Source organism: Anoxybacillus sp. LAT27 (genome assembly GCF_022030075.1).
In the GTDB taxonomy this organism is placed as follows: domain Bacteria; phylum Bacillota; class Bacilli; order Bacillales; family Anoxybacillaceae; genus Anoxybacillus; species Anoxybacillus kestanbolensis.
Genome location: NZ_JAIWYK010000076.1, coordinates 1 through 24,555 on the forward strand (window position 1 = coordinate 1; position 24,555 = coordinate 24,555).

Below are 24,555 nucleotides of genomic sequence, written 5' to 3' on the forward strand. Positions count from 1 at the left end.
CCCCTGCATCATACCAAGAGGGCTTTTTTCTTTCAAGTCCCCGAAAACCTTTCTAACAGGAATGCTCCTCTCTATTTTATCTTATGAATGAGAGAGAGGAACGGTGTGGACGGGCGGCTATAAAAACGGATTGCGCCATTCCATAAGCAAGGCGTAGTTGCACGATTGAGCATCTTCTAAATAATTAGCGACGACTTTCACCGGCGTACGCCCGCAGCGAAGCAAAAACGTAATGACAGGGTCTTTTATTTTTCCTGTTATGACGGCGTCTACATACTGTTCGGCCGTCATTTCATTCGCATATCGATGATATCCTGGCATGCGACTGCCACCTAATAGTCGTTCAAGTTTTTGGTGAACGACAACTTCGTACATCGACTGCATTAGCCATTTTCCTAACCCGAGTTTGCGATATGCTGGGCGGACACCGATGTCGACGACGTATAACGTATTGCCGTTTCGGTTATGGTTGCGAATATATCCGTTATCCGTTATTTCTTCCCACGTATGATCGGCATCGCTTGGATGAAAGTTCACGATCAAACCTGTCATCGATCCGACGACTTCTCCGTCCACTTCGACACATAACGCCCCTTCTGGAAAAAGGGTGATATGGTTCATAAGCTGTTCTTTATTCCACCATAGTTCAGATGGAAATGGAGGTGGAAAGCTTTCTTGCTGGATGCGAATTAACGCATCGATATCTTTTTCTTCATAGTTGCGAATGGTGGCAGGAATCGGACGGTCGTCATGAAAGACGTAAAGTTGCTTATACATCATTCTCTCCCCTTATGTCCAATCGGTATATAAATCCGTGCGGCGGTCGCGCCATGTAGTGACGGATCCGCGCTCGCGAACGTCGTAAAGAAGCTGTAAATCAAGATCGGCCGTAATAATCATATCGTCATTGATTTCTCCCTCCGCTAAAATGCCGCGCGGTGGAAAGGGAATATCGTTCGGTGTAATAATCGCTGCTTGCCCGAAGTTTGCCCGCATAAAGTCGACGGTTGGCAATGATCCGACTGTTCCTGTCGTGACGACGTATACTTGATTTTCAATCGCGCGGGCGTGACACGTATAGCGTACGCGATAAAATCCGTGACGATCATCGGTACACGACGGACAAAAAATGACGTCCGCTCCTTTTGCACGCGCCATGCGCACAATTTCAGGAAATTCAATGTCATAACATGTTAAAATCGCAATCGTTCCTTTTATTGTGTCAAAGACATGTAATGTGTCGCCGCCATGCATATTCCATTCGTTCACTTCTGTCGGGGTAATATGTAGCTTTGCCTGTTCGGCAATCGTTCCATCGGGATAAAATAAATGTGCCACATTATATAGTCGATCTTCTCTTTTTATGACATGTGTCCCGCCAATAATATGCATATTCGTTTGTTTCGCAAGTGTTGAAAATAATGAGCGATATGCTTCTGTAAACGTTGGAAGCTCGTCAATCGTTAACGCTTCTTTCGTGTCATCGCCGATAGACATAAGCTGTGTCGTCATAAACTCGGGAAATAGGACAAATTCAGCCCCAAATTCTTGTGCTGTTTTTACATAATGTTCCACTTGTTTCGCAAACTGTTCAAACGATTGAATCGTATGTAAATGATATTGCACTGCACTAACGCGCATTTTCAACGAAACTCACCTTCTTTTTCTGTATTTTCCATCATTATAACGAATATTGTTTCATTTGTCAGAGTGGGAGCATTGTTTATGTAGAAAAAACGATTCGTATGTTACAATAGCGCTAAAGGAGGAATGTGAAATGAACATTTACGATTTTCACGTACGTACGATTCATGGGGAAGAGCAATCGTTAGCGCAGTACAAAGGAAACGTATTACTCATCGTCAATACAGCAAGCAAATGTGGCTTGACGCCACAATATGAACAATTGCAACAACTATACGACAAATATAAAGAACGTGGATTTGTTGTGCTCGGCTTTCCATGCAATCAATTTGGAAATCAAGAGCCGGGATCAGAAGCAGACATCTCGCAATTTTGTCAACTCAATTATGGTGTGACGTTTCCGATGTTTGCGAAAGTCGATGTAAACGGTCCAAACGCCCATCCGCTGTTCGTTTACTTAACGGAACAAGCGCCAGGCATGTTAGGGACGAAAGCGGTGAAGTGGAATTTTACAAAGTTTTTAGTCGACCGAAATGGGCAAGTCGTTGCACGTTTTGCACCAACTACAAAGCCGTTTGAGCTAGAACAACATATTGAAGCTTTGCTTCGCGAAACCGTCTCTGAATGAAAAGAGGCGGTTTTTTGTTGGGCGTAATGGATATGTCTATACGAAATTTTTTTTAGTGCATATGTTGAGATAGTAGGGATTTATGTCAAATAGGAGGGGTTATATGCTTATTGAACCTTGGATCGTGGATGAAACGATGCACGAGTTTTTTGTACCAGATTATATTGAACAAATGGCAGAAGACGTTTTGCGCCATTATGATTTATCTGTTCAAAGTAGGCAAGTCGTGACGACGAAGCCGGATAAAGGGGGAGCCATTTGGAAGTTAGAAACGAATAAAGGTCCGAAAAGTTTAAAATTGCTTCATCGCCGCCCAACGCGCAGCATATTTAGCCTCGGGGCGCAACGATATTTAGTCGATGTGCAAAAAGCGAACGTTCCGCCAATTGTACAAACGACGGACGGAATGGATTATGTAGAAGCGGGAGGAAAGTTATGGTTTGTTGCAGAGTGGATTGAGCCATTATTTCCGGTAACAAAAGATTTAGAAGGAGCGAAACAACTGTGCTATGCGCTCGGTGAATTTCATCGTTTAAGTAAAGGATATGTCCCTCCAAAGGGAGCAGAAATCGCTTCACGGTTATACAAATGGCCGAAAACGTACGAAAAAACGATAAACAAAATGGATTGGTTTCGCCAATTAGCGAAGGCGTATAAAGAGATGCCTGCAAGTGCGATGTTATTGGAAGTTGTCGATCATTTTCAAGCACAGGCTCGTGAAAGTTTTGCGCGACTTCAACAATCTTCGTATCATCAATTAGTCGAACGAGGAAATAGCGAATGGGGACTTGTGCATCAAGATTACGGCTGGTCGAACGGACAAATGGGCGCAAATGGTATGTGGATTATCGATTTAGATGGCGTCGCATACGATTTGCCGATTCGCGATTTACGAAAACTGATTTCCGGTACGATGGCTGATTTATACCGTTGGGACGTTCATTGGGTGCGTGAAATGATTCGAGCGTATCATGAGGCAAATCCGATCGACGCTTCATTATATGACGTGTTGATGATCGATTTGTCACTTCCGAATGAATTTTACAAAAATTTAAAAGAAGTAGTATATGATCCAGAGCTGTTTTTAAACGAACAAACGATGCAACTCATTGAGACGATTGTTGCGACAGATGCAACAAAATGGCCAGTACTCGCTGAAATTGAAAACGATTGGAAGGAGAACGGAAATCGATGAACATTTTAATGATTTGTACAGAAAAGTTACCTGTTCCTCCCGTGCTTGGGGGTGCGATTCAAACGTATATTGCTGGGATTCTTCCTCATCTTCGCACCGCTCATCGCATTACTGTACTAGGGGTACAACACGAAACATTACCAAATGAAGAAACGATCGATGGCATTCACTACGTGCGCATCCCAGGAGGTATATTTGATACGTATTGCGATCACGTCGTTCAGTACGTGCAAGCGCATACGTTTGATTTGATCCACATTTTCAATAGGCCACGTCTTGTTTTACCTATTCGTCAAGTCGCTCCTCATGCCAAAATTACGCTCAGCATGCATAACGATATGTTTCAAATTACGAAAATTAACCGTGAAGAAGCAGAAGAAGTGGTGCGACAAGTATCCGCCATTGTCACCATTAGCAACTACATCGGTCAAGTCATTCGCAACTTATACCCGGAAGCAGAGGGGAAATTACGAACGATTTATTCGGGTGTTGATTCCGGACGATTTTTACCAGGGAATCATCCGAATATGACGTCAATTCGTAAGCAACTGCGCCAAGCGAACGGAATCGATCACAAAACCGTCATTTTATTTGCTGGTCGGTTGTCGCCAAATAAAGGAGTGGATAAACTCATTCAAGCGTTGCCAGAACTGGCGAAACGGTTTAATGATTTAGCGCTCGTCATTGTCGGAAGCAAATGGTTTAGCGAAGAAGGAACAACGGACTATATTGCCTACGTTCGCTCATTGGCTAAAAGATTGCCAATCCCCGTTGTGGCGACCGGATTCGTGCCACCAAACGAAATTCAAAACTGGTTTGCCGCTGCTGATTTGTTCGTTTGTACATCGCAATGGCAAGAGCCGCTTGCTCGTGTCCATTATGAAGCGATGGCGGCAGGGCTTCCGATTGTGACAACTGCTCGCGGTGGCAATGCAGAAGTCGTTGTGCCAAATGAAAATGGTGTCGTTGTTGAAAGACCAGAAGATCCGCAAGATTTTGTGGAAAAAATGACACACATCTTATCCAATCGTACATTGATGAAAAAAATGGGGGAAAACGGACGAAAATTAGCGACATCGCTTTATCGTTGGGAACGTGTAGCATCAGATTTGCTTGATGTATGGAAACATGTTGAACAAACGGATCTCTCGGTAGCACTGGTAACTGTTTCTACTGAAGCAACGATCGACGAAGTTGTTATAGAACCATCTGTTGAATCGATTTCACACGTTGAGCCATCTATTCCAGAAAAAGCGATAACGAATAAGAAGAGGAAAAAATCATTTATATGGGCGATTACGACATAAAACTCCCACTTACGTTTGTGGGAGTTTTGGCCTTGTTTGCATATATAAATAAAAGTCGTCATTTTGTTTTTCTGTAATGGCATCGCGTAAAATTTGAGCGAGTACAGTACTATATACCGTACCGTTATCTCCGTAAGCGTAAACGAAATAACAATTCGGAAAGGAATCATATACCCCAATCATCGGAAGGCCATCGTGTGTCCCACCGTAAAAGGCAGCTAAATAAAATTCAGGAACGACGTGAATATCGGGGAACAGCCGGTGAAATTCTTCAATCAGTCGTTCTTTTTTATGCATCAGTTTGGCATCACGGTCATCCGCATAAGCTGTATTTTCATCTAGTCCGCCGATAATAATGCGATCATCCGCTGTTGTGCGCATATATACATACGGACGAGCTGTCTCCCAAATAAGCGTTCGTTTATACCAACTCGAAAAATCTTCAACACGATTGGTAACGACGGCATATGAACTAACGAGTTGCGCTTTTTTTTCTTGTTTTACTTCTAACGTTTCGTAACCAGCGGCGAAAATGACTTTTCGTGCCCGAATGGTATATCCGTTTTTCGTATAACATGTTGCCATATGTTGTTCAAGTTTTTTTCCGTTCATTTCTGTTTCTTCAAACACGCGCACGCCACGTGTTTTCGCATATTCCAATAAACCGATTGTCAATTTATAAGGGTTTAATTCGCCATCTCCCATCGTATATAAAGCAGCATGCTTTTCAAACGGGTAATGGCGACGAATTTGTTGCTTGTCTAACCAGACGACTGGATAACCTTGTTTTTTTAATGCTTTATATTCTTTTTCTAGTTTTGTTACATCTTCGGCTACGCTTGCGTAATACAAACTATCTCTTCTTTGAAATTCTACATCGATATGTAATTTATTTGCGATTTGCTCTAGCTCATCGACTGCCTGTTGACAAAGTGTCAAATGACGAGCGGCATACGCTTCGCCAAAACTGTTCACAAGCTCAAAAAACATTTTATCTCCAAGACATTGAATAAGTGCCGTATTTGTCATCGTGCTTCCGTATCCTGCTTTTCGTTTGTCGATGACAACAACGTCTAAATCCGTTTCACTCAAATAATAAGCACATAACGCTCCTGATCCGCCCGCTCCGACAATTAATACGTCGCATTGTATGTCGTTGTCTAGCGGTGGATACGAAGGGGCATCGGGAAATGTCGTTGGCCAGTATAATTTTCCTGTTTGTAAATCCATCGCAACAACCACCTTTTTTATTCGTTTTAGTCTTTTTTAGATTGGCCTGCATATGTAAAAGTATGCGATAAGAATAACACTATTTATATACTAACATAGCAAAAAACTTTCTTATTTTTGGAATATTTGATAAAATAGAACGAAACGACAATCGAAGCACGAAAAGGTAGGGATGGTGTATGAGAGTATTTCTCGATTTAATGTGGTTTTTTAAACAAGAAAAAAAAGCATACATAATCGGCATTATATTACTTGCGATCGTTTCATTGCTTGAGCTTGTTCCCCCAAAAGTAATTGGGCATGTTGTGGATGCTGTAAAAGCAGGGGAACTGACGAAAGAAAAGCTGATTATGTGGTTAAGCTTGCTTGCAGGTGTTGCGCTTTGTATGTACGGTTGTCGTTACGTTTGGCGGACGATGATTTTTGGCTCAGCAGCAAAGCTCGCCCGGTTGTTGCGCGATCGGCTATATGAGCACTTTACGATGATGTCGCCGTCATTTTATCAAAATCGCCGCATCGGTGATTTAATGGCGCATGCGACAAACGATTTACAAGCGATTCAACAAACAGCAGGTGTTGGCGTCTTGACGCTTGTTGACTCATTATGCATTGGGGGCTTTGTCATCGCGACAATGGCGTTAACAATTAGCTGGAAACTGACGCTTATTTGTTTATTGCCGATGCCGCTTATGGCGTATTTAACAAGCTATTACGGTTCTTTGCTTCATCAACGGTTCCACTATGCGCAAGAGGCGTTTTCTGCTTTAAACGATAAAGTACAAGAGAGTATCGCTGGAATCAAAGTAATAAAAACGTTTGGACAAGAAAAAGAAGAAATTGAATCGTTTCGAGCGCAAGTTGATGACGTCGTTCGAAAAAATATGGCAGTTGCTCGCATTGATTCGTTGTTTGATCCAACGATTTCGCTCATTGTCGGCGTGTCGTTTTTTTTATCGATTGTTTTTGGGGCGCGTTTTGTCGTTCAAGGAGAGCTAACGATTGGACAGCTCGTTTCTTTTACGATGTATTTAGGACTGCTCATTTGGCCGATGTTAGCATTTGGATGGTTGTTTAATATTGTCGAACGCGGTCGGGCTTCGTATGATCGGGTGTCATCATTGTTACGTGAAAAACCGGATATACAAGAAGACGATGGATTGCTCGATGAAGTGCCGACAGGTGACATCACATATGACATTCGTTCCTTTACGTATCCGAATGAAACGGAACCGATATTGCAACACATTCAGTTTACGTTAAAGAAAGGGGAAACGTTAGGAATTGTCGGGAAAACAGGAGCCGGAAAGACAACACTTTTAAAAGTGTTGCTACGGGAGTTTGTTGGAATAGATGGAGACGTGTATTTTGGTGGACATTCGATCACGCAATATCGGTTAGAGCGATTGCGTGAAGCGATTGGCTATGTCCCGCAAGATCATTTTCTTTTTTCTGCTTCCATCCGAGATAATATTGCGTTCGCTCGCCCTGATGCAAGTCAAGAAGAAGTGGAACGGGTCGCTAAACTCGCTCAAGTGCATGATGATATTATGCAGTTTCCAGAAGGATATGAAACGGTCGTTGGCGAAAGAGGCGTTTCTTTATCTGGAGGACAAAAACAACGGTTGTCGATTGCTCGTGCGCTGTTGCTTAATCCAGAAGTGCTCATTTTAGATGATTCGCTATCGGCTGTAGATGCACAAACAGAGGAGCGTATTTTGCAGTCATTGAAAGAAAATCGTGCGGGAAAGACGACAATGATTGCGACACATCGGTTAAGTGCCATTCAACATGCACATCTCATTTTAGTGCTTGAAGATGGAAAAATTGTTCAACGTGGCACGCATGACGAGCTCGTTGCACAAGACGGATGGTATCGGGATATGTACGTTCGTCAACAGCTCGAACAATTTGTGGAACGTGGGGGTATACAATGAAATCAAATATGAATCAACGACAAGTGTTTATGCGACTGATGGGCTATACTGCACCGCATCGAAAGTCGTTGTTGTTCGCTTTTTTTCTTTTAGCGTTAACGACTGCTGGAGACGTACTTGGTCCGATCATTGTAAAAATTTTTATTGACGATTATTTAGCGCAGATGACATTTCCGCTTCAAGCAATGATCGGACTAGCAACAGCGTATATCATGATTCATATCGGAAAAGTGTTTCTTTCTTATTTTCAATTATTAAAGTTCCAAGAGATTGCATTAAAAATCATTCAACAATTGCGCATAGACGTGTTTGCGAAAGTGCAATCATTAGGAATGCGTTACTTTGATCGCACGCCAGCTGGAAGCATCGTTTCACGAGTGACAAATGATACAGAAGCCATTAAAGAAATGTTTGTTGAAGTGCTTGTCACGTTTATTCAAAGTGCTTTTTTCTTAGTCGGCGTGTTTGTCGCAATGTTTTTGCTTGATGTCCGATTAGCTGCTTTTTGTTTAGTCATTTTACCGACCATTTATTTTATTATCCGTACGTATCGGAAGTACAGTTCGGTGTTTTATAGCGATTTACGCGAACGTTTAAGTCAACTCAATGCGAAATTAAATGAGTCACTTCAAGGAATGGCGATCATTCAAGCGTTCCGTCAACAAAAGCGGATGAAAGAGCAATTCGGAGTCATTAATGAAAAACATTATACGGCAGCGATGAAAAATATTAAACTAGATAGTTTATTGCTTCGTCCAGCAACAGACTTAGTTTATGTGTTTTCGCTCATTGTTGTGTTAAGTTACTTCGGTATTTCTTCCTTTCAAAGTCCAGTTGAAATTGGGGTGTTATACGCTTTTGTCAATTATTTAGAGCGTTTTTTTGAACCAATTAACCAAATGATGATGAGGCTATCGATGTTCCAACAAGCGCTCGTTGCTTCCTCACGTGTATTTCAATTGTTAGATGAACAAGAAGAAGAACCGAAACAAGCTGAAAAACCGCTCGTGATTGAAAAAGGGACGGTTGAATTTCGTAACGTATCGTTTAGTTATGATGGAAAACGGGATGTGCTAAAAAACATTTCGTTTATTGCTCGGCCTGGGGAGACCGTCGCGCTTGTCGGTCATACCGGAAGCGGAAAAAGCTCAATTATTCAACTGCTCATGCGTTTTTATGAGTTTGAACGTGGTGATATTTTGATTGATGGTCATTCGATTAAAGAGTATCCAAAGAGAGAGTTGCGGAAACATATCGGCCTTGTGCTTCAAGACCCATTTTTGTTTTATGGGACGGTACGAGATAACATTCGGCTCCATCATCAACATTTGACGGATGAACATATTGAGCAAGCTGCCAAATTCGTTCAAGCTCATGCGTTTATTGAAAAGTTGCCAAAAGGGTATGATCATCCCGTGACAGAGAGAGGGACGACGTTCTCAAGCGGCCAGCGTCAGCTCATTGCGTTTGCTCGTACAATTGCGATGAACCCAAAAATATTAGTGCTTGATGAAGCGACCGCAAACATTGATACAGAAACAGAAGAAGCGATTCAACAAGCGCTTGAAAAGATGAGAAAAGGGCGAACAACGATTGCCATCGCCCATCGCTTATCAACAGTTCAGGATGCAGATCAAATTCTTGTCTTGCATCAAGGGGAAATCGTCGAGCGCGGCACTCATCAGCAATTGCTTGCAAAACGAGGATTGTATTATCGCATGTACGTATTGCAAAATGGGGTAACGGAAGATATATGTATATAAGAGAATAAGTCTGAACCGCCACGCTTTATGTGGCGGTTTCACAATGTACGATTTCGCCTAATTTCAGCACACGTAGTTGTTCGTTCGGAAAGTTGCGACGTTTCCATTCAGCATAAAGGCGATCTAACGCTTCTTTTGGTGTATCGTCAGCTAGCGGAAATGTGCCATAATGCATCGGAATAAATGTTTTCGCCCGGCAATCGACAAATGCTTGAACGGCTTCTTCAGGGGTAACGTGTTGAGGCCCCATAAACCACTCGGGTTCATATGCACCAATCGGCAATAAAGCGTAATCGATATGGAAACGTTCCCCAATATCGCGAAATCCATGAAAATATCCGTTATCCCCTGCAAAATAAAACGTCGGTTTATCTTTTGCTTCAATCACCCATCCACCCCAATGGGACGTATTTGTATCAAATAACGTTCGCTTCGACCAATGTTGTGCAGGAACGAATGTGAATGAAACATCTCGTTCGACAACGGTGTCCCACCAATTGCATTCCACAACATGCTCGAACCCTCTTTTCAGAAAGGATGAACGTAACCCGCTTGGTACAAGAATGAGTGGGTTTCCTTTCAGTTTTTTAATGCTCGCAAAATGTAGGTGATCGTAGTGACTATGAGAAATTAATATGACGTCAACGGGAGGTACATCGTCAATCGACAGAGCGGGCTCCGTTAGTCTGCGGATCGTTCCTAATCGTTTTGCCCAAACTGGATCTGTAACAATCGTCAATCCGCTTATTTGAATAATGAATGTCGCATGCCCTATCCATGTGAGTAGCGTTTGCCCCGTATTTGTATGTAGCAACGAAGGTTGAATATGTTCGCAAGGCAAAATATATGACCAGTCTTTCTTTTTTTGTCTTCTTTCCGCATACCATTTCCGCAAGTCAGCAAACGATTTCGTTGTTGGGACGCCATCTAAATTTTCATATCGCTTTCTCATTTTTTCTCCTCCAATATGGGTGTTTCATTCAAATATGCGACTCTGTTATATACAAAATCCCCTTGTTATATAACATAATTTCACTCCTTTTTTTGCTTGTATAAATCAAAAATGTGTTTATGTTTGATTTTTGTCACATCCCTTTTTTGAATTTTTTTATAAAATAAAGAACGATTGACGAATGAGGGGGGGATTCGATGTCTATTTTACCAAAAACAAATGAATTAGGGTTTTTTGAAATACGTCTAGAGTCTATCGGGGGATTAGGTGCGAATTTAGCGGGGAAAATGCTTGCAGAAGTAGGGGCGCTCGGGCATGGATTAAATGCTGCAAACTTTTCAACATACGGTTCTGAGAAGAAAGGATCGCCTGTGAAAAGTTATATTCGCTTTTGTGATGAGCATGTACACATTCGCGATCATAGTCCAATTGAACAACCGCATGTCATCGGGGTTTTCCATGAATCTCTTTATAAAATGGTTGATGTCATTAGTGGATTGCGACCAGATGGCATTGTGCTCGTTAATTCCGTGAGAAGTGCTGAGCATATTCGTCGCGATCTACGCTTGTCATACGGAACACTCGCGATTGTCGATGCGCTTGGAATTGCGGTAGAGGAAAAAACAAAAGTGAATACAGCTATGCTCGGGGCATTATTTCGCATTTGTCACTTTCTTGATCCCGAGAAAATGAAGCAAGTGATTCGTAAAACGTTTGAAAAAAAATATCCACACCTCGTTGAGGCAAATATTCGTACATTTGAACGTGGATATGAAGAAGTTCGTTTTTATAAGAGTGAAGACGCTTTATTAGAAACAGGAAAGCCGTTCTCTCGTCCGTATCCTTTGTTTGGTTATGAGACACAAACGATCGGTGGAGTCATTATAACAAACGGCAATAGCGTATGGAAAGACTTAAGCGGCTCTCGACAAGGGTTTCTGCCGAAATGGGAGGAAAAAGATTGCATTCATTGTGCCGCCTGCGACACCGTTTGTCCAGATTTTTGTTTCGTGTGGGAAGGAGGAGAAGATCGTAAAGGAAGAAAACAAATGTTTTTAAAAGGAATTGACTATCAATATTGTAAAGGTTGTTTAAAATGTGTAGAAGCATGTCCAACGAGTGCGTTAACGCCATATCGTGAACAAATTGGCTTTGCCGAGACTCATACGGTAAAGCGAATGAGAGTGTGAAAGGAGGAAAACACATATGGAACAAGTAGTCGCATTTGAGTCTGGGAATGAGATGGCGGCCCTTGCTGCTGCACAAATCAATTATCATCTCATGGGATATTTTCCAATTACACCTTCAACAGAAATTGCTCAACTATTAGATCAAATGAAAGCGCGCGGGGAACATGATATTATACTTATTCCTGCCGATGGAGAACATGGATCCGCAGGGATTTGTTATGGTGCGACAGTCATGGGCGCTCGCGTATTTAATGCAACAAGTGCAAATGGCCTCATGTATATGTTAGAACAGTTGCCTGTTCAATCGGGGACACGTTTTCCGATGGTCATGAATTTAGTGACTCGTTCGATTAGTGGGCCATTAGATATTCGCGGGGACCATTCGGACTTATATTTTGCTTTAAATACAGGTTGGGTCATTTTAACAGCACGCACTCCGCAAGCAGTATATGATATGAATATTATGGCTTTAAAAATTGCCGAGCATGAGGATGTACGTTTGCCAGTTATTGTGGCATACGACGGATTTTTCACATCGCACCAAAAACGAAAAGTTCAATATTTTAAAGATCGTCAAGTTGTTCAAACGTTTATCGGGGAGCGACCAACTCATTTTCCGAACGCATCCGATCCAACAAAACCAGTGACAATTGGTGCACATATGAATGGAGATGATTTAATTAATAATCATTATCAACAATCAGAAGCGTTATATCGGGCAGCTCATGTGTTTCAACAAGTGGCGAAAGAATATGCGCAATTGTCAGGACGAGAATATCCTTTTGTTGATTTGTATAAAATGGAAGATGCAGAAGTGGCGTTATTTTTAATTAATTCAGCAGCAGAAACAGCAAAAGACGTTGTCGATCAATTGCGAGCAAAAGGGATAAAGGCAGGTGTCATGAGCCCGAATATGATTCGTCCGTTTCCGAGTGAAGCCATCCGACAAGCATGTAAACATGTAAAAGTGCTTCTTGTCGGTGAACGTGCCGACTCATACGGGGCGCACGGAGGAAATATGACACATGAAATTAAATCCGCATTAAAGGAAGATCCACACAATCAAACGATTGTTTTAACGCGCATTTTTGGGCTTGGTGGAAAAGATTTTTACCCTGATGACGCGAAATCATTTTTTGATATTGCTTTACAAACTTTAGAAAAAGGTTTCGCTGAAAAGCCATTTGACTATTTTGGACATGTACCAGGGGATCCAAAACAGAAATGGGAACAAGCCATCGAGCCAATGTATGGTGATGCATTTAAAAGCGGACTTATTCAAGTGATTGAAGATGAAGAGACGAAAAGATTAAAAGTAAAAGTTCCTCCGCTTCGAGCGTTAACGTCAAAACCAAAACGGTTAGCTCCAGGTCACGGTGCATGTCCAGGATGTGGGATTTTCCCAGGTCTCGAGTTGTTTTTTAAAGGAATTGAAGGGGATGTTGTCGTTTTATTTCAAACCGGTTGTGCTTACGTGGTCACAACGGCTTATCCGTACAGCTCGCATAAGCAAACGATGATTCATAATTTATTCCAAAATGGTCCAGCCACATTATCTGGGGCGGTAGAAGCGTTTTTTGAGATGAAACGCCGTGGAGATATTCAAATTTCTGATGATATCACGTTTGTTATGGTGACAGGCGACGGTGGCATGGATATTGGCATGGGATCAGCAATTGGCACAGCACTTCGTAACCATAAACTGATTATGCTAGAGTACGATAATGAAGGATATATGAATACAGGTTCGCAAATGTCGTATTCGACGCCGATTGGACATATGACAAGTACAACAGGCATTGGGAAAGTACAGAAAGGAAAAGCGTTTCATCATAAAGATACGCCGCAAATTATGGCGGCTACAAATATCCCATACGTGTTTACGGCAACAGAAGCGTTTCCGCAAGATTTAATTAAAAAAGCGGCAAAAGCCCAGTGGTATGCTCAACATGAAGGAACAGCGTACGGTAAACTACTTATTACATGTCCGTTAAACTGGAAATCAGAAGAGCGATACGGGGAAAAAATCATGAAAGCAGCGGTAGATTCATGCTTTTTCCCGCTATACGAAGTAGAACGTGGAAAAACAACGATTACGTACGATCCAGAAGAAAAAAATAAGCGTATTCCGTTGCAAGAATGGTTAAAATATATGGGCAAGGCGAAACATCTGTTAAAAGAAGAAAATCGGGAATTGCTCATTGCTTTCGAACAAGAAGTAGAACGAAGATGGAGACGTTTAAAAGCAATGCACGAACATCCGGATTTATAAAAGTGTGATGAAAATAGAACTGGGCATGACTATGCTCCGTTCTATTTTTTATTGTGTACATATTGATTATAATAGGTGTATGGAACAAAAGAGCGGAGACGTGATGGACAATATACGAATACATTATAGTAAAAATGATTGGAGAGAAGAATGGTGGAAGATGTTATCCATCAACATGCAGAGCAGCTGAAGCGTTGGGAAGAAAAACAGAAAGAAATTTTGCAAGAACTTATTGAAAATCAACAAAAAATTCAGCAACAAAACACTTTATATTATAACGAAAAGGAAGAAGAGCGCATCATTGACCGATATTACGAACACATCGATCATCAAACGGACGGAAAGTTGTTATTTCAAGCGTATCACGATTTAATAAAACGAACGCACATTCGACGCATTCCATATTTTTTAAGCAAAGATTACTATTTGTACACATGGGTCGATTTGCAACCAGACGGAACAGTAAAAAGCATTTATTCAGGGGAAAAGAAAGATCCACGTACAATTATTTTACAAGATTACGAGATCATTCAAAAGCGATATGAACAATTTGTTCAGCTTGTAAAAAAGGCAAAAAAAGGCGAACTCGATTTTAATCAAAAAATAAAATTGGTTGATCAACAATTGAAATTTAATGCCGAACATGTCGTGCCGCAATCATGGTTTGGGGCGAAGGAACCGATGAAAGGGGATTTGCATCATTTATTCGTTTGCGAACCACGCTGCAATTCGATTCGTTCCAATTTTCCTTATGCCGATTTTCCATTTTATGAACCTGAGTCTCCGAATGAAATCATTCAAAATGATTGTGGCGTGGCATACGGGGAACATTTCGAACCTGAACACGGAAAAGGAGCAGTAGCGCGAGCGATGTTGTATTTTCTCGTTCGTTATCCGCGAGCAATCAAACAGTCGTTTATTGACCGAATTAATATTTCGCTACTCATTCAATGGCATAAACAGTTTCCAGTTACAATGTATGAAAAACATCGTAATGCAGCCATTTTCCGCATTCAAGGCAATCGTAATCCGTTCATCGATAAACCACATCTTGTTGAAGAACTCTATTTTTCAATTGGACGTAAAAGTGGTTAGGCGTTCGCACACATCGTTCCCTTTTTCATATGCTGTATTACAGTTTATGAAAAGGGGAAGAGGACGATGGGTGTGGAGTTAACAGCGTTACATTGGATTTACGTCTCGTTTATTTGTATCATTATCGCATTAATGATTTGGCGTAAAGATACATCTTTAGTTTGTATGGTAGGCATTTTTTTGTTAGCGATTACAGCGACAGGATCTTTACCGCTCTCTATTAGCACCATTTTTAAAAGTTTTGTTTATGCGATCACAGAACTTCTTCCAACTATTCTTGTCATATCGATTATTGTATCCATGAGTAAATTACTGACGATTACCGGAATGAATGAAGTGATGATTGCGCCGTTTGCAAAATTCATTCGGACACCAACGTTAGCTTATTGGACGATCGGGATATTAATGATGGTGATCTCATGGTTTTTCTGGCCATCTCCTGCGGTGGCGTTACTTGGAGCGGTTTTGTTGCCCGTTGCTGTTCGCGTCGGCTTACCGGCATTAGGGGTAGCGATGGCGATGAATTTATTCGGGCACGGCATTGCACTATCAGGTGATTTTATTATTCAAGGGGCACCGAAATTAACAGCAGACGCAGCGGGGATTCCTGTTTCCGATGTCATTTCAGCAAGCATTCCTCTCGTTTTTGTCATGGGGATCGTCACCGTGACAACCGCATTTTTTTTGTTGCGTCGAGATGTAAAAAAAGGTAACATTCCACAAGGCGAAGCCGTTTCGATCGAAGAAAACGAAGTGCAGTCTCACTTATTAACGAGAAGGATGAAAACAACATTTGCGTTTCTCATCCCCACTTTATTTGGATTAGATGTTGTAGCGATGTACTATTTTCAATTGCAAGGTGGAGATGCAACGGCATTAATTGGTGGAACAGCGATTTTCATTTTATCTCTTTTATCAGTCGTTGCGTATAAAAAGAAAAGTTTAGAACAAATTACAGATTTGTTCATTCAAGGATTTCAATTTGGGTTTAAAGTGTTCGGTCCGGTTATTCCGATTGCCGCTTTCTTCTACTTAGGAGATTCAGGATTTCAAACGATTATAGGAGAGTTTTTACCAAAACAGTCGCATGGTATTGTGAATGACTTAGGTGTTGCTTTATCTAGTGTCGTTCCATTAAGCAAAGAGGTAGGAGCGATTACGTTAACAGGAGTAGGAGCAATTACCGGATTGGATGGATCAGGTTTTTCAGGCATTTCTCTTGTTGGTTCTATTGCCAAATTGTTTGCAACGGCAATCGGAACAGGAATTGCTACATTAACAGCACTTGGTCAAATTGCAGCCATTTGGGTTGGTGGAGGAACATTAGTGCCTTGGGCGCTTATTCCGGCGGCAGCCATTTGTGGCGTGAGTCCATTTGAATTAGCAAGACGAAATGTCGTGCCGGTGGTTACAGGATTGATTGTCACGACAATTGTTGCTATGTTTCTAATTTAATTGTAATTGTAAGGAACTGACTCCGGGGAGATACATGAAGTTATTGATAGGAATAGGATAGGGTGTCCCACCATTTCTTGGGACACTCTTTTTTTGTTATGAAAAATAACATGTAAATAAAAATTTTCAAAAAAATGTTGCATTTCTGTTTCTTTGTGTAATATATTATAACCATAAATGTTATAAAAAATAACACAAAGGAGAGATGAGTATGAACGAAGTACAGTTGAGTTTAGCCCTTGATTCACTTTGGGTCATGTTAGGTGCCATTTTAGTCATTGGAATGCAAGTCGGATTTGCTTTGTTAGAAGCTGGGTCAACACGAATGAAAAACGCAGGTCATGTCGCTGGAAAACAAATATTAAGTTTTGCGATTGCATCACTTGCGTTTTGGGCAGCAGGTTTCGCAATTACATTCGGAAAAGGGAATGGATTCATTGGCACAGAAGGATGGTTTTTAAAAGAAGGAACAGAGACGTTTTCTTCACTTTCGTGGGCAAATGTTCCACTTGAGTTGAAATTTCTATTTCAACTTGCTTTTGTTGGTGTATCTTTAGCGATCGCGTGGGGAGGATTTGCTGAGCGAGCAAAACTATCTGTTTACTTCATTTTTGGAACGATTTTCACGATCGCCATTTATCCAGTCATCGGTCATTGGGTATGGGGAGGCGGTTGGCTTGGAGAAATGGGAATGCAAGATTTCGCGGGCTCGACGGTTGTCCATTTACAAGGAGCGATTGCAGCACTCATTGCGACAATGTTGTTAGGGCCGCGCATTGGCAAGTTTAATAAAGATGGGACACCGAATTACATCCCGGGACACAATCAAGTATACACAGTCATTGGTGGCTTCGTATTATGGGTCGGTTGGTTTGGGTTTAATGCGGGAAGCACAATGGGAACTGCAGATGGATTTTTCGGTTATGTAGCGTTAACGACAAATATTGCGGCAGCAGCTGGCGCGATTGCTTCCATTTTGACGGCAAAATGGCTCGTTGGAAAAGCGGATATTCCAGCCATGGTCAACGGTGTATTAGCAGCTCTCGTTGCGATTACAGCAGCATGTGCATTTGTTGAGCCATGGGCAGCTGCAGTCATTGGTGCTGTTGCGGGATCGTTTACATTTTGGACGTCTGTATATTTTGAGCGAAAAGGCATTGACGATCCGATTTACGCGTTTTCAGTTCATGGTATCGCCGGTATTGTTGGTACGATTTCAACGGGCTTTTTTGCTTCACCACGTTTAGTAGAGATCACAGGAATTGGAAAACCAGGATTGTTTTATGGTGGAGGAACTGATCAACTTATCGTTCAAACAGTCGGCGTTTTAGGTGCAGCGTTGTACGTGGCGATTGTCTCATTTATTGTTTTATATACTTTAAAAAAGACGATCGGCTTACGAGTGACACCTGAACAAGAAATTTCTGGACTTGATATTAGTGAGCATGGTTCATATGGGTATCCAGAACAATTAGATCCAGCTTATAAACAAACGACAACAGTCGTTTCATCTCGTTCGTCATGAAGATGGTGATGTCATGAATAATTTTGAAGCAATCATCGTTCGAGCGGAACAATGCAACAATATGTCAGAATTGAAGCAACTTCACGATGAAGTTGCTTTTCTCCTCTCCTCTTTTTCAATTTCTTTTGCCTGTATATTTGAAGTATACGATATGCTTTGTATGTGCCACGATGCATTTATGAAACAGGCGCTGTCGTTAGCTGAACGGGAGGTTGATCGAAAAGGAATTGGCAAAAAGCCCTCGTCTTTCTGTTGGTTTGTGATGGGGAGCAGCGGACGGAAGGAGCCGACCATTTGGACAGATCAAGATAACGGAGTAATTTTTTCATGCTTTTGTAATGAAAAAGAAGAATGCTACGTATATATGCGTGAGTATGCGCGCATTGGCGTTCTTTTTTTAAATGAAATAGGGTATCCATATTGTAGTGGGTATGTGATGGCAACAAATAAAAGATGGCTAAAAGAGGCAGATGATTGGAATGAACAAATTGATAAATATGTAGCAAACGAACATATAGATGATATTCGTTATTTATCTATGTTAGCTGATATGCGGCCAATTTACGGTGAGTATGCACTTGCTAATCAGCTGAAAACGACATTGTATAAAAAGATTGCGGCGACTTTTTCTTTACGTAGTCGAATGATTGATAGCGTTCGTATTCCTTTTGTGCCGATTGGACCTTTTGGACGGGTGTACGTCGAACGTTGGGGGGAGAAAAGCGGCATGGTTGATATAAAGCAAGGGGGATATGTTCAGCTCAATCATATGTTAAAATGGGTTGCTGTTCAAAAACAATTTATTGATGCGCATTCAACATTTGAGCGATTAACGTGTTGGTATGATGAAAATGGTTGTACACAACAGCAATTTGAACGCATAAAAGAGGCACTTGAGACGTTTTTATATTTCCGTTTACGTTGTTCGTTAGAAGGAACTAATTTAGTCATCCATCATTTATCGAAAGAAGAAAAAAAGCGACTAAAAAGAGCGCTAGCAGTAGCCAAACGAGTACAACGTGATGCAAGGAAGTGGGTGTGATTGATGGAGCGACCGTTTCAATGGATCAGTCGCATACTATCGCTTGGTCTTCGATACGATCAAGCAACAGCGGTCGGTCCAGCTTTTCAACAAGAGGCGTGGATTCGAAAAATAATGAAAGAAGTAAAGAAGCATACGTATTCGCTCGAAACGCCGCTTTCTGACGTGACGTTTATTTTATTAGATACAGAGACAACAGGTTTTTCTCCACAAAGGGGAGATGAAATTTTTTCACTTGCAGCCTTAAAAACAAAAAACGGTGAACCGCTTGATTTATATTGTTCCAACTTCCGACCAAAACGCCGCATTCCCGAACATGTTGAGGTGCTTACAGGGATAACAAACGACGATGTTGCATGCGCCCCGTTATTAGAGGAGGAAATTCATCATATTCTTTCTTTTTTGAACCATGGCATTTTACTCGGTTATCATATTCAGCATGATGTGGCGTTTTTAAATGAATTTTTATCACGAAATTATCGTACAGTTTTACAACAAACAACAATAGAAATGAGAAAAATTATGGAATGTATATATCACGACTCATTTCCGACGCTTGATGATGCTCTTTCATTTTATCATCTAACTCCGATTGATCGTCATACAGCAAAAGGAGATGTCATGAGTTTATTTGAAATGTGGAAGCGAGTGTTTATAGAGTTGCAACAGTTACAAATTGATACGTTGCACGACTTATATGCATTACTTAGTCAATGTTCGTAAACGAGCGTTGACTTTTTTTGCGAAAAATTATACAATTTGATTAACTTATATGAACATATATTCATATATTGAAAGAGAGGGGATCGTATGGAACATCAATATGAGCAGTTAGATGAAGAAACGCTTTTCATCGTATCACAAACATTTAAAGCGTTAAGTGACCCGACGCGTATTCGTATTTTACATTTGCTTTCATCTGGCGAGTTTTCAGTAACTGAAATTGCGAATCGGTTGTCACTTTTACAATCGACTGTATCCCATCAACTTCGATTTTTGAAAAACTTACGTCTCGTTAAATATCGGAGGGAAGGAACGACACTATATTATTCGCATGATGATGAACATGTTTTACACATTCTTGAACAAACGATTCGCCATGCGCGCGATCATTAGGGGGGGATCAAATGAAAGAGTATGAAATCAAAGGATTAACATGCGCTAATTGTGCGCGGGCATTAGAAGAACAAATTCAGTCACTTCCATATGGCGACGGAGCAACGTTGAACTATAATAGCGGAAAATTACGCGTACATGAACGCATCGATTTAGAAAAAGTACGGACGATTTTAGCGACAGATGGAGCATATATAGCAGACGATGAACAGACGCAAAAAAAACGAAATCCGCTCCTCTATCTCGTAGGTGCCTCTCTTGTTCTTTTTTTGATGGCGCTTGTGCTTGAACGTTTGGACGTAGATGGAGTGAGCATTGTTATTTATATGACTGCGATAGCACTGAGCGGATATAAAACATTTGTTAAAGGATTGAAAAATATCATTCGTTTTCGTTTTAATATGGATACGTTAATGACGATTGCTTTAATCGGCGCATTTGGAATTGGTGAATGGAAAGAAGCGGCTGTCGTTGCCATTTTATTTGGTATTAACGAATATTTAGAAGGACTAGGGATGGAACGAGCGCGTCGCTCGCTTGATATGCTGCTGAAACAAGCGCCAAAAGAAGCACTTCTTATATCGAATGGAAACATGCGTGTCGTTCCCATTGATTCGCTACAAGTTGGCGATGTGGTAGTTGTTCGCCCTGGTGAAAAAATTCCATCAGACGGTGTCGTTATTGAGGGGAAAAGCTCTGTGAATGAAGCAGCGATTACAGGCGAAGCCATGCCGATCGAAAAAGAATTAGGAATGAACGTGTACGGCGGAAGTGTAAATAATGAAGGGGTGTTACACGTTCAAATTACAAAACAATATAAAGACAGCTCTTTGGCAAAAATTTTACATCTTGTACAAGAAGCGCAAGAAACAAAAACACCACTCGAATTGTTTATTCACCGTTTTGCAAAATATTACACTCCCTTTATTATGATTGTTTCGCTATTCGTCATGCTCGTTCCACCGTTATGGTTTGAAGCGTCTTGGCATGATTCGTTATATCAAGGGTTAGCTGTATTAATTGTCGGATGTCCTTGCGCCCTTATTTTATCTTCCCCGATTGCTTTGCTAGCGGGTATGACGCGGAACGCGAAGAACGGCGTGTTAGTGAAAGGAGGCGTTCATTTAGAAACACTTGGACGCATACGGACGATTGCTTTTGATAAAACAGGAACGATAACAAAAGGAAAGCCGCACGTAACAAATGTGATTGCATATAGCGATGAAAATGAACTGCTTTATATTGCTGCGTCTTTAGAAAGTGTATCTTCCCATCCGCTTGCACAAGCCATTGTCCAAAAAGCAAAGCAACATCATATTGCATACAAACAACCAGAACAAGTCGAAACACGAACAGGAAGCGGTATGGAAGGAAAAGTCGATGGGATATGGTATCGTATCGGAAACGAAAGAATGTTTGATCACCAATTGTTTACCGAACAAATTCAACAAGATGCAGAAAAGTTAAAATGTGAAGGGCGTACGATTGTTTTTGTCGCAGATGAACAACGTATACTTGGTTTATTTGGTATCGCTGATGAAATACGTGAAGAGAGTAAAAAGATCATTCAGCAACTACACCGTATTGGTATTCGGCGCACGGTCATGTTAACAGGAGATCACGAAAAAACAGCTAAACAAGTTGCTAAACAAGTTGGAGTGACACATACATTCGCAAAACTTCTTCCGGAACAAAAAGTAGAAAAAATAAAGGAGTTAATGAAAACAGATATAGTGGCAATGGTAGGAGATGGAATGAATGACGCCCCTGCCCTTGCTCATGCTCACGTTGGGATCGCGATGGGGAAAGGAACAGATAGCGCCATTGAAACTGCTGATGTCGTGCTTATGCAAGATCATCTCGAGAAATTGCCAGAGGCGATTGTTATTGCCCGGCGTGTAAATCGCACCATTCGTTTAAATATCGCAATTGCCCTTTCGTTAAAGGCAACGGCGCTACTATTAACCATTCCAGGTTGGTTAACATTATGGATCGCCATTTTATCGGATATGGGGGCAACGATTTTTGTTAGCATACTGAGCTTATTCATTTTATGGGAAAAGCGCACGATTTAAAGTTGTGCGCTTTTCTAAAAAAAGGACATTATTCAGAAATATTAGAAACGTTGTTGATTTTTTCACCGTTTTTAGTGAAAATGAAGATAGAACTTTAACAACAAAGAGGTTGAATAAAATGATGCAAGCAATCGCTGTTATGGACCCGAACGGAAAAATTTTAGGAGCGGATGAACATTTTTTTCGCCATTTTTATCATCTTCGTGTGAATCGAGAGCTGTTAAAAAAGTTGATTCATGATGCACAACATGGTCGCATCGTTTCGTATGATATTTTGAAGGAAGATGAGCGTAAGAATATATATGTTCAAGCCACCGCTCTATGTAACAAAACAGGTATGCTACAAGCCATCGTTGTGACGTATCGTGACGCACCGTTTATTGATATGCGTCTCACTTCTTCTATGGCTTCAATGGCGTCTGAATTTACATTTATTTTATCATCAGAAGGTGAAATTACATACGTTTCACCAAGCGCTCAACACGTGCTAAAATGCGCAGAAGAAGTGTGTAACCATGAGTTGTTTTCTTTCGTTCATCATGATGACATCCCGCTTTTAATGGAAAAATTACATACGATTTACGCGACAAAAGAGAAAGAAACAACTGTTGAATGTCGTTGGCGAACACACAAAGGGCATTTCATATGGATTGATATGCATGCTCAGCCGTTACTAAATGAAAAAAATGAGATAGAACACGTGATTGTTGTGGCAAAAGATATTACAAAATGGAAATGTTGTGAGGAAGAACTGATCAAATTAAAACATTTCGATTCGCTAACTAATATTCCAAACCGCTTTTATTTTGAAACGTATGTGCAACACATGATTCAAAAAATGCGTCCATTTGCATTATGCTACATTGATTTTGACAAAATTAAGTGGATTAACGATCGTTTTTCATATCAAGCAGGGGACTTTTTTTTACAAGAGGCGGTTCGTCGCATTCAGCAACATTTGCAACAAGAAGACTTTTTTGCTCGCATCGGTGGCGATGAGTTTGTCATTGTGTTACATGATGTGAACAAAGAGACGATGGTTGCGCGCATGAACCATTTGCTTCAATCGTTTGTGGAGCCATTTCGATATAAAGAGCATGTCATCCAATCAGGTCTTTCTATTGGGGTGACGTTCTTTCCACAAGATGGTACAGATTTAGATACATTACTGAAACAAGCTGATCAAGCGCTTTGCTATGCAAAGGAACGAGGGAAAGGATATCACTTTTATCATCCGCAGCAAAATCGAAAAAGAATGATTGAACAAGAGTTACCGCTTGCGTTATTGAACAATCAGTTTTATTTATGTTATCAACCGAAAGTGTCGTTAGATAATAAATCAATTATGGGGGTCGAGGCGCTCATGCGTTGGACACACCCGACGCTCGGAGTGATCTCGCCATTAGAGTTTATCCCAATTGCTGAGAAAAACGGCTTCATTTTTGAAATTACAACATGGGTGTTAAAAGAAGCGTGCCAACAAGTAAAACAATGGAAAACTCATTTTCCGACATTAAAGCTCGCAGTAAACTTATCACCATTTTTACTCAATCGAAAAGAATTTGTGACGCATGTGAAAAATATTTTGCAAGAAACACAGTTTCCACCTAACTATTTAATTTTAGAAATAACGGAAAGCGGATTAATGGAAAACATCGAAACAGGAAAACATATTTTAACAGAGTTAAAACAGATCGGCATTCAAGTTGCGATTGACGATTTTGGTACCGGCTTTTCATCGCTTGCTTATATTCGCAATTTGCCTGTTTCATTATTAAAAATCGATCGCTCGTTTATTCGTGATATTACCGACAATTCGAAAGATGCAACGATCGTCGATACAATTATTCATCTCGCTAAAAGTTTAGATTTACAGGTGCTCGCTGAAGGGGTAGAACGCGACGATCAAGTCTCTTTATTACAGAAGATGGATTGCGATTTTGCCCAAGGGTTTTACTTTAGTCAATCGTTAGAAGCAGAAAAGTTACTTCAATGGCTTGAACAACATAATCAATCGAAAGAGGCGCTACATTAGCGTCTCTTTTCACGTTTTGTTCACATATATTTTCTTTTTTCTTCACAAATTTACATTAATGTGGATATATAAATGACAAACATGAGGACGGAGTGGA

Annotated in this window: 19 protein-coding genes; 15 read left to right on the forward strand and 4 right to left on the reverse strand. The window is 40.9% G+C overall.

Translation table 11 applies throughout. From position 1 onward, the window contains the following. Positions 1-117 precede the first annotated feature (117 nt). Both LD028_RS07775 and LD028_RS07780 read right to left on the reverse strand, forming a co-directional pair. A complete protein-coding gene (locus LD028_RS07775) occupies positions 118-780 on the reverse strand; it encodes a GNAT family N-acetyltransferase (RefSeq protein ID WP_006318704.1) in 663 nt (220 codons plus the stop codon). A gap of 9 nt (positions 781-789) precedes the next feature. Continuing rightward, a complete protein-coding gene (locus LD028_RS07780; protein ID WP_237810755.1) occupies positions 790-1,647 on the reverse strand; it encodes a carbon-nitrogen hydrolase family protein in 858 nt (285 codons plus the stop codon). Positions 1,648-1,777: 130 nt separating this feature from the next. Here LD028_RS07780 and LD028_RS07785 point away from each other — a divergent pair, with 130 nt between their 5' ends. The 3 genes from LD028_RS07785 to LD028_RS07795 all read left to right on the forward strand — a co-directional run bounded on the left by LD028_RS07785 (position 1,778) and on the right by LD028_RS07795 (position 4,774). Further along, the gene (locus tag LD028_RS07785; protein ID WP_237810754.1) at positions 1,778-2,272 is read left to right on the forward strand and encodes a glutathione peroxidase; all 495 of its coding nucleotides are present in this window, start codon (positions 1,778-1,780) and stop codon (positions 2,270-2,272) included. Between the two features lie 103 nt (positions 2,273-2,375). Continuing rightward, the gene (locus LD028_RS07790; protein ID WP_237811479.1) at positions 2,376-3,467 is read left to right on the forward strand and encodes a CotS family spore coat protein; all 1,092 of its coding nucleotides are present in this window, start codon (positions 2,376-2,378) and stop codon (positions 3,465-3,467) included. Further along, entirely contained in the window at positions 3,464-4,774 is a 1,311-nt protein-coding gene (locus tag LD028_RS07795; RefSeq protein WP_237811480.1) for a glycosyltransferase family 4 protein, read from the forward strand. Before LD028_RS07790 ends, LD028_RS07795 begins: the two co-directional genes overlap by 4 nt. Before the next feature lie 9 nt (positions 4,775-4,783). Here LD028_RS07795 and LD028_RS07800 read toward each other — a convergent pair whose 3' ends face one another. Next, a complete protein-coding gene (locus LD028_RS07800; RefSeq protein ID WP_237811481.1) occupies positions 4,784-6,004 on the reverse strand; it encodes an NAD(P)/FAD-dependent oxidoreductase in 1,221 nt (406 codons plus the stop codon). Positions 6,005-6,183: 179 nt separating this feature from the next. Between LD028_RS07800 and LD028_RS07805 the strand changes: the two genes are divergently transcribed. Continuing rightward, positions 6,184-7,938, forward strand: a complete 1,755-nt coding sequence (locus tag LD028_RS07805) for an ABC transporter transmembrane domain-containing protein (protein ID WP_237811482.1) — start codon at positions 6,184-6,186, stop codon at positions 7,936-7,938. Beyond that, on the forward strand, positions 7,935-9,701 hold the full coding sequence (locus LD028_RS07810; protein WP_237811483.1) for an ABC transporter ATP-binding protein: 1,767 nt from the start codon (positions 7,935-7,937) through the stop codon (positions 9,699-9,701). Before LD028_RS07805 ends, LD028_RS07810 begins: the two co-directional genes overlap by 4 nt. Positions 9,702-9,726: 25 nt before the next feature. On the opposite strand, the gene LD028_RS07815 is transcribed toward LD028_RS07810, so the two are convergent. Beyond that, entirely contained in the window at positions 9,727-10,653 is a 927-nt protein-coding gene (locus tag LD028_RS07815) for an MBL fold metallo-hydrolase (protein ID WP_237811484.1), read from the reverse strand. A 197-nt stretch (positions 10,654-10,850) separates the two neighbouring features. On the opposite strand from LD028_RS07815, the gene LD028_RS07820 reads away from it, so the two are divergent. The 10 genes from LD028_RS07820 to LD028_RS07865 all read left to right on the forward strand — a co-directional run bounded on the left by LD028_RS07820 (position 10,851) and on the right by LD028_RS07865 (position 24,458). Continuing rightward, positions 10,851-11,843 carry a 2-oxoacid:acceptor oxidoreductase family protein gene (locus LD028_RS07820; protein WP_237811485.1) on the forward strand — a complete coding sequence of 331 codons (993 nt, stop codon included), beginning with the start codon at positions 10,851-10,853 and terminating at the stop codon, positions 11,841-11,843. A gap of 16 nt (positions 11,844-11,859) precedes the next feature. Continuing rightward, complete coding sequence (locus LD028_RS07825) at positions 11,860-14,115, forward strand: thiamine pyrophosphate-dependent enzyme (RefSeq protein WP_237811486.1); 2,256 nt, start codon at positions 11,860-11,862, stop codon at positions 14,113-14,115. A 150-nt stretch (positions 14,116-14,265) separates the two neighbouring features. Continuing rightward, positions 14,266-15,210, forward strand: a complete 945-nt coding sequence (locus tag LD028_RS07830) for an endonuclease I family protein (protein ID WP_237811487.1) — start codon at positions 14,266-14,268, stop codon at positions 15,208-15,210. Between the two features lie 66 nt (positions 15,211-15,276). Further along, positions 15,277-16,665: a hypothetical protein gene (locus LD028_RS07835; RefSeq protein WP_237811488.1), complete on the forward strand. Its 1,389-nt coding sequence runs from the start codon at positions 15,277-15,279 to the stop codon at positions 16,663-16,665. 211 nt (positions 16,666-16,876) lie between these two features. Continuing rightward, entirely contained in the window at positions 16,877-18,190 is a 1,314-nt protein-coding gene (locus LD028_RS07840) for an ammonium transporter (RefSeq protein WP_237811489.1), read from the forward strand. A 13-nt stretch (positions 18,191-18,203) separates the two neighbouring features. After that, positions 18,204-19,232, forward strand: coding sequence for a DUF294 nucleotidyltransferase-like domain-containing protein (locus tag LD028_RS07845; protein WP_099668797.1), 1,029 nt, complete (start codon positions 18,204-18,206; stop codon positions 19,230-19,232). A gap of 3 nt (positions 19,233-19,235) precedes the next feature. Then, entirely contained in the window at positions 19,236-19,955 is a 720-nt protein-coding gene (locus tag LD028_RS07850) for an exonuclease domain-containing protein (RefSeq protein ID WP_237811490.1), read from the forward strand. An 87-nt stretch (positions 19,956-20,042) separates the two neighbouring features. Continuing rightward, the gene (locus LD028_RS07855) at positions 20,043-20,348 is read left to right on the forward strand and encodes an ArsR/SmtB family transcription factor (RefSeq protein WP_004890247.1); all 306 of its coding nucleotides are present in this window, start codon (positions 20,043-20,045) and stop codon (positions 20,346-20,348) included. Between the two features lie 11 nt (positions 20,349-20,359). Continuing rightward, positions 20,360-22,423 carry a heavy metal translocating P-type ATPase gene (locus LD028_RS07860; protein WP_237811491.1) on the forward strand — a complete coding sequence of 688 codons (2,064 nt, stop codon included), beginning with the start codon at positions 20,360-20,362 and terminating at the stop codon, positions 22,421-22,423. A 118-nt stretch (positions 22,424-22,541) separates the two neighbouring features. After that, the gene (locus tag LD028_RS07865; protein ID WP_237811492.1) at positions 22,542-24,458 is read left to right on the forward strand and encodes a sensor domain-containing protein; all 1,917 of its coding nucleotides are present in this window, start codon (positions 22,542-22,544) and stop codon (positions 24,456-24,458) included. Positions 24,459-24,555: the final 97 nt, after the last annotated feature.

Coding starts and splice junctions, on each gene's coding strand:
- LD028_RS07775 (WP_006318704.1), bottom strand. CDS start 780: ATGATGTATAAGCAACTTTACGTCTTTCATGACGACCGTCCGATTCCT.
- LD028_RS07865 (WP_237811492.1), top strand. CDS start 22,542: ATGATGCAAGCAATCGCTGTTATGGACCCGAACGGAAAAATTTTAGGA.
- LD028_RS07795 (WP_237811480.1), top strand. CDS start 3,464: ATGAACATTTTAATGATTTGTACAGAAAAGTTACCTGTTCCTCCCGTG.
- LD028_RS07800 (WP_237811481.1), bottom strand. CDS start 6,004: ATGGATTTACAAACAGGAAAATTATACTGGCCAACGACATTTCCCGAT.
- LD028_RS07840 (WP_237811489.1), top strand. CDS start 16,877: ATGAACGAAGTACAGTTGAGTTTAGCCCTTGATTCACTTTGGGTCATG.
- LD028_RS07855 (WP_004890247.1), top strand. CDS start 20,043: ATGGAACATCAATATGAGCAGTTAGATGAAGAAACGCTTTTCATCGTA.
- LD028_RS07805 (WP_237811482.1), top strand. CDS start 6,184: ATGAGAGTATTTCTCGATTTAATGTGGTTTTTTAAACAAGAAAAAAAA.
- LD028_RS07785 (WP_237810754.1), top strand. CDS start 1,778: ATGAACATTTACGATTTTCACGTACGTACGATTCATGGGGAAGAGCAA.
- LD028_RS07845 (WP_099668797.1), top strand. CDS start 18,204: ATGAATAATTTTGAAGCAATCATCGTTCGAGCGGAACAATGCAACAAT.
- LD028_RS07835 (WP_237811488.1), top strand. CDS start 15,277: ATGGGTGTGGAGTTAACAGCGTTACATTGGATTTACGTCTCGTTTATT.
- LD028_RS07815 (WP_237811484.1), bottom strand. CDS start 10,653: ATGAGAAAGCGATATGAAAATTTAGATGGCGTCCCAACAACGAAATCG.
- LD028_RS07810 (WP_237811483.1), top strand. CDS start 7,935: ATGAAATCAAATATGAATCAACGACAAGTGTTTATGCGACTGATGGGC.
- LD028_RS07825 (WP_237811486.1), top strand. CDS start 11,860: ATGGAACAAGTAGTCGCATTTGAGTCTGGGAATGAGATGGCGGCCCTT.
- LD028_RS07830 (WP_237811487.1), top strand. CDS start 14,266: ATGGTGGAAGATGTTATCCATCAACATGCAGAGCAGCTGAAGCGTTGG.
- LD028_RS07850 (WP_237811490.1), top strand. CDS start 19,236: ATGGAGCGACCGTTTCAATGGATCAGTCGCATACTATCGCTTGGTCTT.
- LD028_RS07820 (WP_237811485.1), top strand. CDS start 10,851: ATGTCTATTTTACCAAAAACAAATGAATTAGGGTTTTTTGAAATACGT.
- LD028_RS07860 (WP_237811491.1), top strand. CDS start 20,360: ATGAAAGAGTATGAAATCAAAGGATTAACATGCGCTAATTGTGCGCGG.
- LD028_RS07790 (WP_237811479.1), top strand. CDS start 2,376: ATGCTTATTGAACCTTGGATCGTGGATGAAACGATGCACGAGTTTTTT.